The organism is Acinetobacter sp. 1130196, from assembly GCF_000588095.1.
Taxonomy (GTDB): domain Bacteria; phylum Pseudomonadota; class Gammaproteobacteria; order Pseudomonadales; family Moraxellaceae; genus Acinetobacter; species Acinetobacter nosocomialis.
This window is the reverse complement of record NZ_JFWX01000073.1, coordinates 1-10,697: the sequence shown is the minus strand read 5'-3', so window position 1 is coordinate 10,697 and position 10,697 is coordinate 1. Positions and strand designations below refer to the sequence as shown.

9 protein-coding genes and 1 pseudogene are annotated in these 10,697 nt (G+C 35.2%); 5 read left to right on the top strand and 5 right to left on the bottom strand.

Translation table 11 applies throughout. The features are described from left to right. The 4 genes and pseudogenes from J671_RS0105230 to J671_RS23715 all read left to right on the top strand — a co-directional run. Positions 1-393, top strand: a 393-nt coding sequence (locus tag J671_RS0105230; protein WP_031983704.1) for an IS30 family transposase, incomplete at its 5' end; no start/stop codon positions are given. Between the two features lie 8 nt (positions 394-401). Further along, positions 402-1,079, top strand: a pseudogene (locus tag J671_RS0105225) (alpha/beta hydrolase); the annotation flags it as partial. A gap of 732 nt (positions 1,080-1,811) precedes the next feature. Beyond that, positions 1,812-1,925 (top strand): hypothetical protein, encoded by a 114-nt coding sequence (locus J671_RS26350; protein WP_080593683.1) that lies wholly within the window; start codon positions 1,812-1,814, stop codon positions 1,923-1,925. 232 nt (positions 1,926-2,157) lie between these two features. Continuing rightward, on the top strand, positions 2,158-3,336 hold the full coding sequence (locus J671_RS23715) for a S8 family peptidase (RefSeq protein ID WP_031983701.1): 1,179 nt from the start codon (positions 2,158-2,160) through the stop codon (positions 3,334-3,336). A gap of 43 nt (positions 3,337-3,379) precedes the next feature. Here J671_RS23715 and J671_RS23710 read toward each other — a convergent pair whose 3' ends face one another. Together J671_RS23710 and J671_RS23705 are read right to left on the bottom strand one after the other, a co-directional pair. Next, positions 3,380-4,834, bottom strand: a complete 1,455-nt coding sequence (locus J671_RS23710; RefSeq protein WP_031983699.1) for a SulP family inorganic anion transporter — start codon at positions 4,832-4,834, stop codon at positions 3,380-3,382. 246 nt (positions 4,835-5,080) lie between these two features. Then, positions 5,081-5,710, bottom strand: a complete 630-nt coding sequence (locus J671_RS23705; RefSeq protein ID WP_031983698.1) for an SOS response-associated peptidase family protein — start codon at positions 5,708-5,710, stop codon at positions 5,081-5,083. Between the two features lie 366 nt (positions 5,711-6,076). On the opposite strand from J671_RS23705, the gene J671_RS23700 reads away from it, so the two are divergent. After that, complete coding sequence (locus J671_RS23700) at positions 6,077-7,519, top strand: glucose/sorbosone family PQQ-dependent dehydrogenase (RefSeq protein ID WP_031983697.1); 1,443 nt, start codon at positions 6,077-6,079, stop codon at positions 7,517-7,519. Between the two features lie 54 nt (positions 7,520-7,573). On the opposite strand, the gene J671_RS23695 is transcribed toward J671_RS23700, so the two are convergent. The 3 genes from J671_RS23695 to J671_RS25610 all read right to left on the bottom strand — a co-directional run. Further along, positions 7,574-8,017: a universal stress protein gene (locus tag J671_RS23695; protein WP_004708443.1), complete on the bottom strand. Its 444-nt coding sequence runs from the start codon at positions 8,015-8,017 to the stop codon at positions 7,574-7,576. 143 nt (positions 8,018-8,160) lie between these two features. Continuing rightward, on the bottom strand, positions 8,161-10,254 hold the full coding sequence (locus J671_RS23690; protein WP_031983695.1) for a GGDEF domain-containing protein: 2,094 nt from the start codon (positions 10,252-10,254) through the stop codon (positions 8,161-8,163). A 124-nt stretch (positions 10,255-10,378) separates the two neighbouring features. Next, positions 10,379-10,697: IS30 family transposase (locus J671_RS25610; RefSeq protein WP_000618904.1), on the bottom strand; the 319-nt coding region annotated here is incomplete at its 5' end.

Below are 10,697 nucleotides of genomic sequence, written 5' to 3'. Positions count from 1 at the left end.
TTACCTGATGCAAAGGCAGAATCAGTGCGCAAGGCTTTAACTGAAGCTCTGAAATATTTACCTGCAGAACTGCGTAAAACGTTGACCTATGACCGTGGACGCGAGATGTCAGAACATAAAATACTCGAAGAAGATTTAGGCATAGATGTATATTTCTGTGACCCACATTCACCTTGGCAAAAAGGCACATGCGAAAATATGAATGGTTTAATTAGGCAATATTTACCTAAAGGGATTGATTTAAATCAGGCAGATCAGCATTATTTAAATCAAGTTGCCATGTCACTGAATACTCGTCCTAGAAAGGCGTTAGATTGGCTTACACCATTAGAGAAATTTGCTCAGCTTGTTGATTATCATATGGCTTTTGAAACTGTCGCACCTCATGTTTGAATTCGCCAAGCTTGCTGAGTTATCAGACTTATCACCATATAAAAGATATAAAGTACGGTTCACAGAACCGATCAACGATGGATTTTTTTCCTTGTGAACATACCAATAAAACCGTGATTTTTATTCATGGAGGCTATTGGCAGTGGTGTGATAAATCGGATTTTGCTTTTATAGCGCCGTATATATTAGCAAAAGGAGCCCAGTGTGTACTTTTAGAATATGACTTGGCTCCTCAAAGTCATATTTCAGAAATGGTTATGCAAATTCAGAAAGCTCTAGATTTTATTGCTAAACAAAATTGGAAAACGAATGAAGTTCTATTAGTAGGGCATTCAGCAGGTGCACATCTTGGAGCTGTATGTTTAAACCATCCTTTATTATCAGAATTGGCTTTATTAAGTGGTATTTATGATTTATCTCCTATAAAGGAGACTCATTTAAATCATGCATTAAACTTATCAGAAGAGGATATTTTGAAATATAGCCCTATTTATCAGAAACAGCAGACTGATATACCTTGTAGGATTTTGTGTGGAGGGTTGGAGCTAAGTGAATTGCAGTGGCAAAGCCAAAATTATTTTGAACACAGATGCAGTGCGGGTCATGAGTTAGTTTCTTTCGAGACTATTTCTGGAGTTAATCATTATTCAATTTTAGACCACTATTTTAAATATATATTTAAATAGATATGGATGTAGGCGCTGAACTTTATAAGAATAGTTTAATTATATTTTACTATTTAAATCAATAGTTTGTTTTTTGCTAAGAGATGCTGCATCGAATAATATGTTTTATTAAATTTGAAATAAATATATTCATTTTTGGTTATGTTTAAGTAAAAATGTAGAATAGATCACATTTAAGTGGCTTTTTATCACTATGTTTGATTTCAAGTTGACCTAAATTAATAACTCAATTAGATTAAAAGGATAGTGTTTTCTCTCTAATCGACAAACTGTTTAGCTGTTGCTTAGATGAGTTTTATAGTCCGTAGCTTCCCAAGATACGGACTTTTTTATTTTGCATCATCCTTAGCTAAAAAATATTTAGCATACTAAAGCAGCAGTTAGTAGGAAGGATCAGGTCGTATTAAATGAAAATTTTAAAGAAGCATTGTAAATATATCTTTAAAGGTGTATATTTACTTATGCATATACTGCGTCTGTAAAGTTGTTTATTTTAATACCCTCATATTTTAGATATGAGGGTATTTTTTATTAAAAGTTTTTTTCATAAAATTAATTTATTTAAATAAAATTATTAGAGTTAGATAGTTTAAATGGTAATTGGAATAAATAAAATATCTATACATTTATTATACGTATGACTTATAGTTAAAAAAATTGTAAATTACTTGGAGTTGCATGAATTGATAAATTTTGAAATAATTTTACTAATTTATTAATTATCATATTGTTATGGATATTTTGAAGTTTTTGAAAAGTTTTAATACTGTTGGAACTTACTTATCACTAGCAACTATAGTATTGCTCATTATGATTATATTTTTTTATTTTATTTCTCCAAAATAATAAAATACATCTCACTATAAAAAAATAAAATATATAAATTTAAATTAGATTTCTATCACAATTTTTATTGAAAAAGTTGAAGCATATTGTGTGGAATAAAAAATTATGAAAATATGATTTAGGTTTAAAAACAGATAAAAATCTTTAAGATTTCCATCTTGAATTTAATTCTGAAATAAAAAAATTATTATTTATCATAAAAATACCTGAAATATAATATATGGAGATACACATGAAGATTCGCAAGGTTTCTGCTGTTTTTCTTACAATGGCTGCGACTCATTTAGCTTATGCGGCACCTAATCTTTTAAATTCTGCAATAGATTCTTCTCAAGCAAAAGGAATTATTAAAAATCAATATATTGTCATTTTGAATAAGGATATTAGGGCTGCGAAAGATTTTGCACAGAATATTGCAAAACAGCATGGTGGCAGAATTTTACAAAGCTACGACAGTGCTCTTAAAGGTTTTGCAATTTATTTACCTGATACCGCAGGAACAGCGTTCATTGAAGCGATGAAAAAGAACCCTCAAGTTCTTTCTGTAGAAAATGATACTGTAGTGAATATTGATGCAACGACACAAACTAATGCTGATTGGGGACTAGATCGTATTGATCAGAAAGCTTTACCATTAAATTCAACATATTCTTATTCGCAAACTGGTACCGGGACAACAGCTTATATTGTTGATACTGGTATATTATCTACTCATCAAGAATTTTCAGGTCGCGTATTAAGTGGATATACAGCAATATCTGATGGTAATGGTACGACTGATTGTAATGGGCACGGCACACATGTTGCTGGAACGGTAGGCGGTACCACTTATGGTGTTGCCAAGAATGTAAAACTTGTCCCTGTTCGGATTTTAGGATGTGATGGTTCCGGTGCTTCGAGTAATGTTATTGCTGGTTTAGATTGGATTTTGAAAAATGGAAGTAAACCAGCTGTTGTAAACATGTCCTTAGGTGGGGCGGCAAGCTCTTCTTTAGATAGTGCAGTAGAAAACTTATATAATAATGGCTATGTAATGGTCGTAGCTGCTGGTAACTCAAATACAGATGCATGTACTTCTTCTCCGGCGAGAACAAGTAATGCAATTACAGTTGCTGCAACTGACAATACTGATACTCGAGCAAGCTATTCTAACTACGGAAGCTGTGTTGATATTTTTGCGCCCGGAAGTCAAATTAACTCTTCTTGGATTGGGAGTAATACGGCCACTAAAGTATTAAATGGCACTTCCATGGCAACTCCACATGTTGCTGGAGTAGTTGCTGAACTTCTTCAAAGTACACCTACAGCTACACCTCAAACGATAACATCCAATCTGCTAAATCAAGCGACTAGTGATGTGGTGAAAAATCCATCTGGTAGCCCAAACCGTTTATTATATAAATCTCCTTAAAAATATAATTCTCTATGATTGAAAAGGTCCCGCAGGACCTTTTTTAAATTTTTGCATGTGTACCATACTTGTCAATCATGACTGAACTGGCTTCGTTTAAACCACGTACAGTAACTTGTATGCCATTCTTTTGAAACCTTTCCACTGCTGAATCAAGCATTGCAACCGAAGTGATATCCCAAATATGTGAATGAGTCAGATCAATAATGACTTCTTTTACTTCTTCTTTAAAGTTAAAGCTTTGCATGAATTTATCTGAAGAACTAAAAAAGATTTGTCCTCTTAAATCATATAAACGAGAGTTGCCTTCTAATGAGGTTATCACGTGTACATCATTTTCAAGTTTATTCGCTAAGAAAAGCGCGGAAAGTAATACACCCGTCAATACGCCTAGTGCTAGGTTATGAGTAGCTACAACTACTACAACGGTTGCAATCATGACGATATTGCTACTTTTAGGATGAGTTTTAAATTGTGTAAGTGAACTCCACTCAAAAGTACTGATTGATACCATAATCATGACAGCAACAAGTGCAGCCATAGGAATAACTTTCAACCAATCACTTAAAAATACAACTAAAATCAGCAAGAATATACCTGCACATAAAGTAGATAAGCGTGTACGGCCACCTGATTTAACATTAATCATTGATTGTCCAATCATTGCACATCCAGCCATCCCACCCATAAAACCCGAGGCAATATTAGCAATACCTTGACCTTTACATTCCTTAAATTTATTACTCGGGCTATCCGTCATTTCATCAACAATTGTGGCTGTCATCATCGACTCAAGTAAGCCAACTGCAGCTAACGCTAATGAATAAGGAACAATGATAAGAAGTGTATCTAGATTAAGAGGAATATTTGGAATTAAAAAAATAGGTAGAGTATTTGGTAGTGCTCCCATATCGCCAACTGTTCGCACATCAATACCAAAAAGGAGGGTAAGTAATGTGACTATAACAATACATATAAGGGGAGATGGAAAAAATTTTCCAAGCTTTGGTACATAAGGAAATAGATAAATAATTGCTAAACCAATAGCAACTAATAGATAGACGTGCCAACTTGCATTGACTAACTCTGGAAGCTGAGCCATAAAAATGAGAATGGCGAGAGCATTTACAAAACCAATCACAACCGATTTAGAAACAAAGCGCATGAGCTTAGCAAGCTTAAGATATCCCACTACGATTTGTATGACACCCGTCAAAATAGTAGCTGCGAATAAATACTGAAGACCATGTTCTTTCACTAGGGTCGTCATGACTAAGGCCATAGCACCTGTTGCTGCCGAAATCATGGCAGGACGGCCACCTACAAAAGAAATAATAACTGCAATACAAAAAGACGCATATAAACCGATTTGGGGATCTACACCTGCAATAATTGAAAAGGCAATCGCCTCTGGAATTAAAGCCAGACCAACAACAAGCCCAGAAAGAATATCTGCACGGACATTAGAGAACCATTGTTCTCGAAGATTCGTTAACATGGAAATAGCCTAGAATTTTAAATTTTAGAAAGGCTAGTGATGTGATATACCAATACACAAGCGACTACACCACATCACTAGACAGTGATGAGTTATTTACAAAGGAGAGGGGTAAATAAACTTAAGGTGGCGTAAGTGTCATGGATAATGAAAATTTGAAGTTTTAAAGAAGCGCGAAGGATAACATAAGTTATTAGGCGGAGCCATTTAAGCTTGCTACTTTCACTTATCAGACATTTAACTATTTTATGATTTGTTCATCTCAGCTTTGGGCAAAGACGTAAATTCATTTAATGGCATATCTAGGAAAAAGTCAGAGGCTTCATCATGCTTGCAATTTAACCAATCATTTCTAAGATCTTCAGGTATTACAATAATTGAACGTTTTTCATCATCTGGTTTATGGAACTGTTTCATAAAAGAATGTCGATTTGCATTGATTGTTAATAATGACATTGTTCTAACTTTCTGCTCATCAATTATGGTTTCTTCATAAATTGCTGCAAGTGTAAATGGCTTTCCATCTTGACGGAATATGCCATACCAATGAGCTTTACCATTGATATATTTAGGTTCATAAATAGCTTCAACAGGTATAAGTGCGAATTGATCGTGTGACCACGCATGCTTAAAGGAACGTTTTTGTTCAACCGCTTCAGTCCTCGCATTATAAGTTGCGTATTTAAAAGTTATTTCTTTTGCATATGGAGGTAGCATACCAAATTTAACTTTTCTCCATTCCCATTCATTTTGTTGAGATAAGATCATTGGACAGTCATCGCTTGGATAGACATCCGAGTTGTAGTCAAAAGTAGGTTCAAATAAGCCTAATTGATGAGCATGAGCTTTTTTAAGGGGTTTAAAATTTGCACACATAACTAAACCTGATTTCTGCTTTAATGCTTAAGTCCTAGCTTGGAACTTTTGGCTTTGTGTTATGTATATTTTTATAATTTGAATTGTTTGTTTCAGTATTAATTTTTACTTTTCAATTACTTTAACAAAGATTTTCTTCGGATTAATCGTTTTAAAAAATAAATGAATTATTGGTAGGGGGGAACCATAGGGCATTTCTAAGATATTTATTGGTTTTGAATAGCTACTTTTATGCAACAGAGCCTTTCAGAAATTTGGATTTTAATAAATATGCTATTCATCATAATACAAAAGATATAGAGAACGCATACAAATCAAACGTTTTTAGTGTGGGTTAACTCTTTAAAAAATTTATAAGGTGGAATTATGAATAAACATTTATTAGCGAAGATCACTCTTTTAGGTGCTGCACAACTATTTACCTTTAATACGGCATTTGCGGATATTCCTCTTACCCCAGCACAATTTGCTAAAGCAAAAACACAAAATTTTGATAAAAAAGTTATTCTGTCTAACTTGAATAAACCTCATGCTTTGTTATGGGGACCAGACAATCAGATTTGGTTAACCGAACGTGCGACTGGTAAAATTTTGAGAGTAAATCCTGAGTCTGGTAGCGCAAAAACCGTTTTTCAGGTTCCTGAAATTGTAAATGATGCTGATGGTCAAAATGGTTTATTAGGTTTTGCTTTTCATCCTGACTTTAAACATAACCCTTATATCTATATTTCGGGCACTTTTAAAAATCCAAAATCTACAGATAAAGAATTACCTAACCAAACGATTATCCGTAGATATACCTATAATAAAACAACAGATACATTTGAAAAACCTGTCGATTTGATTGCTGGCTTGCCATCATCGAAAGACCATCAGTCTGGTCGTCTCGTCATTGGTCCAGACCAAAAAATCTATTATACAATTGGTGACCAAGGCCGTAATCAGCTAGCTTATTTGTTCTTACCAAATCAGGCACAGCACACTCCAACCCAGCAAGAGCTCAACAGTAAAGACTACCATACATATATGGGTAAAGTATTACGCCTAAATCTGGACGGAAGTATTCCCAAAGATAACCCAAGCGTTAACGGAGTAGTGAGTCATATCTACACTTTAGGGCACCGTAACCCACAAGGTTTAGCGTTTGCTCCAAACGGAAAGCTTTTACAATCTGAGCAAGGACCAAATTCTGATGATGAAATTAATCTCATTTTAAAAGGTGGGAACTATGGTTGGCCAAATGTAGCGGGTTATAAAGATGATAGTGGTTATGCTTATGCTAACTATTCGGCTGCAACCAATAAATCACAAGTTAAGGATTTTGGACAAAACGGAATAAAAGTAGCTGAAGGGGTTCCGGTGACTAAAGAATCTGAATGGACTGGTAAAAACTTTGTAGCCCCTTTGAAAACGTTGTATACCGTTCAAGATACCTATAACTACAATGATCCAACTTGTGGTGATATGACTTATGTTTGTTGGCCAACAGTTGCGCCGGCATCGGCATATGTATATACGGGAGGCAAAAAAGCAATTTCAGGATGGGAAAATACATTATTGGTACCATCTTTAAAACGTGGGGTAATTTTCCGTATTAAGCTAGACCCGACGTATAGTGTGACTTTAGATGATGCTATCCCGATGTTTAAAAGCAATAACCGTTATCGTGATGTGATTGCAAGTCCGGAGGGTAATGTTCTATATGTACTGACAGATACGGCTGGGAATGTGCAAAAAGATGATGGTTCCGTAACAAATAATTTAGAGAATCCAGGTTCTCTCATTAAATTTACGTATAACGGAAAGTAATCTACGCAAAAAACCCAGCGCTATCGCTGGGTTTTTACACAACTTTAGATGTATTTATTCAGTTACGACCAACACTGGTACATGGATTTCTCCTAAGAGTGCTTGCGTTACACTTCCTAAGAAAAACTTTTTAAAACCTTTTCGCCCATGAGAACCAATTACTAATAAATCAGCTTTTAGTTCAGTTGCTGCTTTAATAATTTCTGTGTGAATTGTTTGACCCTCAACAATCTTTGTTTCAACAGAAATTCCGTGTTGATTAAATTGTTCTTTAGCTTGATCTAAGATGCCCTGAATCGAAGCTCTCGCTTTATTAAAGTAATCTTGCGCAATTTCTGTACTATCGATGATTTCAACTGAAATAAAAGGATCAATAGTAAGCGCATATACTAAAGTGACTTTACTGTTAAACGCTTTAGCAAGGCTTGCAGCATGGTTAACCGCAATAAGTGAAGTAGGAGAACCATCGACTGGAACTAAAATATGGTGATAACTCATATATTGCTCCTTATTGTCTTATGACAATATTTATTGTTGAAGAACCTAAGCTTGTTATCGTTATGGTTATATTATCGCCAATTTTATGATTTCTATTGTGTGTTTTTAGTGTGCAAAGTGAGCGACCTTTTTAAAGGTAGAGATTAACTCATTGAATAATGGCTTTCTAAATAAGCCTGACCTTGTTTGAGAATAGATACAACCTGATTGGCATCGATAGCTTGTTCGAATAAAAAGCCTTGTCCAATGTTATAGCCAAATTGAAGAAGTAATTCTTCTTGTTCTGGTGTTTCAATACCTTCTGCAATTAGACCAAGTGAGAGATTTGGAGCAAGTAAGCCAATGGCTTGAACAATTGCATAAATTGATGGATCATTTTGCATCTTTTGTATAAAACTACAGTCGACTTTTAGACAGTCAATTGGGTAATCTCTTATATGCGTTAGAGAAGAGAATCCTGTTCCGAAATCATCTAAAGCAATGCGTACTCCATGTTGTTTTAGTTTATTGAGTGCGCGAATAACATATTCCGAACCACGGTCCCCAAGCATATGCTCAGTAACTTCTACTTCAATTAAATGTGTAGGAATTGCTAGATGATTAATTTTTTTTAATAGCCGTTCTGCATAATTATCTCTTAAAAACTCAACTGGTGCAGCATTTAGAGATACTGGAAGGGGCTGAAAACCTAATTTTATCCATTTAGCCATATCATGCAAAACTTGATGCTGCATGATTTCACCAATTTTACTTGCTAAATCATAATCTTTGAAAGCTTCAGCAATCTGAGAAGGTAAACCTGTCTGAGCCGAGGTCGTATGCCAACGGAGTAATGCTTCAAAGCCCACGACAGTATGTGTTTTTAAATCAACTTTAGGTTGATAATAAGGTTGGATGGTATGGTGACGAATAAGCTGCCGGGCAATGTTAAGTTGAGACGCGATTGCCTCGGTTAATTGCATCATACTCGGGTTATACATACGTATACCGCCACGACCTCGAGCTTTTAAGTCATGCAGTGCCATGTCTGCACAGCTTAATAAACTTGATTGATCAACAGCATCTTGAGGATAAATGGCACAGCCAATGCTCATCCCGCCGTTGAGTACATTACCGGCATACGTAATAGGTTGATTAAGTTGCTGAAGCAATACTTCAGCAAGCTCGCGCACATCATTTTCATTTTTTAGATGGCTGACAATAACTGCAAATTCATCGCCACCTAATCTAGCCACAGAACATTGTTCATGGTCTACACATTGATTAAAACGTTTGGATAGTATTTTTAATAAGTGATCACCAGCACTATGACCTATGGTGTCATTAATGTGTTTGAAATGATCTAAATCAATTAAAAGTAGCCCTACACTTGTTTGCGTTTCCCTTGAGTAGGCTAGAGTACGTTTTAGTTGAAGCTTAAATGAGCGTCTATTAAATAATCCTGTGAGTTCATCTCTCTCGCTAATATCCCTTAGACGGTTTTCGGTAAGATACTGTTGAGTGACATTTCGCGAAACACACAATATTTGAATAATTTCGCCGTTTGTATGTTGAATTGGGGTAAGCATATTATCCCAATACTCAGGCTCTTGATTTGGTAAACAACTCATGCCGGCGAATCGGGCTACTTTACCTTGTAGGGCTTTTTTTAAAGCAACTCTTCCACGTTTACGAATATGAGAGGGTAAAAGATCTAACCATCTCATGCCAAATTTTTTTTCATCTACAGGTATACCTAATGCAAGGCATCCTGATTTATTCATATGAGATACAGTGCCATCTGTATTTAAAACTTTAATACAATCGACACTGATATCGAGCATTTGATTTTGTATATCGATATCTTTTCGTAAGCTTTGCTGCTCTTGTATATCTTGGTCAATATCTAGAAAACTAACAAACCATTCGTTTTCCTGAGAAGATTCATGGTATTTCGACAATTGAATAGAAAGCTTACACCATCGATAGTGGTGACTCTTATGCAAAAGACGGCATTTAAACTCAACTCTTGATTGGAGCCCTATAGCATCTAACCATTTATTTTTAACTTCTTCTAAATCGGCAGGGTACACGAAATCTAACCATTGCTGAAACAATGGAGGAGAAGTATCGCGCCAGTACTTTGTACACTCCGTATTGCAGTATAAAATTAAGCCCTTTTCATCACTGACCCAAGTCGGTAGAGGAAACTGCTCAACAATAAAGTGCTTTTGGGTAGTGTTCGACATTGAAGTCATAACATGCCTAAAACTGCTGAAGAGTTAAACTATTTATAAACTGTATTGTAATAGTTGTGTCGTCCCCACAAAAGCTATAAAAACTGAATATTTGATGTTTTTTTAGACTTGAATAAAGGCGAATTCAAACATGAGGTGCGACAGTTTCAAAAGCCATATGATAATCAACAAGCTGAGCAAATTTCTCTAATGGTGTAAGCCAATCTAACGCCTTTCTAGGACGAGTATTCAGTGACATGGCAACTTGATTTAAATAATGCTGATCTGCCTGATTTAAATCAATCCCTTTAGGTAAATATTGCCTAATTAAACCATTCATATTTTCGCATGTGCCTTTTTGCCAAGGTGAATGTGGGTCACAGAAATATACATCTATGCCTAAATCTTCTTCGAGTATTTTATGTTCTGACATCTCGCGTCCACGGTCATAGGTCAACGTTTTA